The 1,690-nt window shown below is 68.3% G+C and carries 2 protein-coding genes; both read left to right on the top strand.

The window, feature by feature from the left end; genetic code table 11:
- On the top strand, positions 1-632 hold a 632-nt coding region (locus ACT4N7_RS27695; RefSeq protein WP_444831812.1), incomplete at its 5' end, for a nucleotide disphospho-sugar-binding domain-containing protein.
- 15 nt (positions 633-647) lie between these two features.
- Positions 648-1,690 (top strand): nucleotide disphospho-sugar-binding domain-containing protein (locus tag ACT4N7_RS27690; protein WP_444831811.1); only part of this gene is annotated, 1,043 nt, incomplete at its 3' end.

The following is a 1,690-nucleotide window of genomic DNA, read 5'->3' as shown; positions in this document are numbered from 1 at the left end:
TCCGCATGGAAGCCGACAACCTCCACTACCTCCCCATGCAATACATCCCCTACGGCGGACCAGCCACCATCCCCACCTGGCTCCACCAACCACCCACCAAACCCCGCATCGCCCTCACCATGGGCGTCAGCGCGACCGAACACGACGCGGGCTACGCGGTCAGCATCCAGGACATCCTCGACTCGCTGGCCGACCTCGACATCGAATTGGTCGCGACCATCGCGGAATCCGAACAACAGAAACTCGACCGGATACCCGACAACGCGCGCCTGGTGTCCTACGTGCCACTGCACGCGCTCGCCCCGACGTGCGACCTGGTGATCCACCACGGCGGCTTCGGCACCTTCCTCACCATGGCGCGGGAACCGGTCCCGCAGCTCATGGTGCCGTGGGACTTCGACGGGCCGACTCTCGCGGACCGCGCGTGCGCCCAGGGCGGATCGCTGGCGATCCCCGCCGATCAGGCGTCCGGGAAAGCCGTGCGCGAGTACGTGGTGCGGCTGCTGGAGGACCCCGCTTTCCGCGGTCGCGCCGCCGACCTGCGCGACGAGATCCACGCCATGCCCAGCCCCAACGACCTTGTCGTGCCACTCGAACAGCTCACCGAGAAGCACCGGGCCGTCCGTCACTGATCAGCAAGGAACACCATGCGCGTCCTGTTCGCCATCAACCCGGAAAAGAGCATTTTCCTCTACCTGGTCCCCCTCATGTGGGCGCTGCGGACGGCAGGCCACGAAGTCGTGGTCGCCAGCCAGCCGTCGTTCGCCGATGTCATCACCCAGGCCGGGCTGACCGCGGTGCCGGTCGGCCGCAGCCGTGATCACTGGCGGATCGCGCGCACGATCCCGGGTCTGGTCGAGCAGACCCGCGCGGGTCTGCCCGCGCCGTACGACATCCTGGACGTGCCGGAGCCGACCTGGGCGCAGGCGCGGGCAGGCCAGGATCTGCTGGTGGAGACCGCGCAGGAGCAGAACTTCCCGGCGATCGCCGGGCTGGTCGAGTTCGCTCGGCACTGGCGCCCCGCCCTGGTCATCTGGGACCCGCTGTCGATGGCGGGCCCGATCGCCGCCAAAGCCTGCGGCGCCGCCCACGCCCGCATGCTCTTCGGCATCGACGTCTTCGGCAGCGTCCGCCAACTGTTTCTCCGGCTCAAGGCCGAGCAACCGCTTGCGCGGCAAGCAGATCCGCTGGCCGACTGGCTCGGCAGTTACGCCCGCAAGTACGGCGGCGAGTACACCGAGGACATGGCCACCGGCCACGCCACCATCGACCAGTTCCCGCTCAGCCTGCAAGACGAAGCACCCGACTTGCACTACCTCCGCATGCAGTACATCGCCTACGGCGGCCCCGCCACCATCCCGGCCTGGCTCCAGAAACCGCCGACGAAGCCGCGCGTCGCCCTCACCATGGGCTTGACCGCCACCGAGGTCTACAACGGTTACACCATCAACACCCAGGACGTTCTCACCGCTCTCGCCGACCTCGACATCGAACTTGTCGCGACCATCGCCGAATCCGAGCAACAGAAACTGACCCACATCCCCGACAACACCCGCGTCGTCACCTACGCGCCGTGGCACGCCCTGGCACCCACCTGCGCCGCGGTCATCCACCACGCGGGCGCCGCCACCCTCGCCACCACCGCCCGCCACCCCATCCCCCACCTCGCCCTGCACTACCACTTCGACCA

This window comes from Actinokineospora sp. (assembly GCF_052390155.1).
Lineage (GTDB): Bacteria > Actinomycetota > Actinomycetes > Mycobacteriales > Pseudonocardiaceae > Actinokineospora.
Note: the sequence above shows the minus strand (reverse complement) of the source record. Positions and strands in the feature narration are given on the sequence as shown.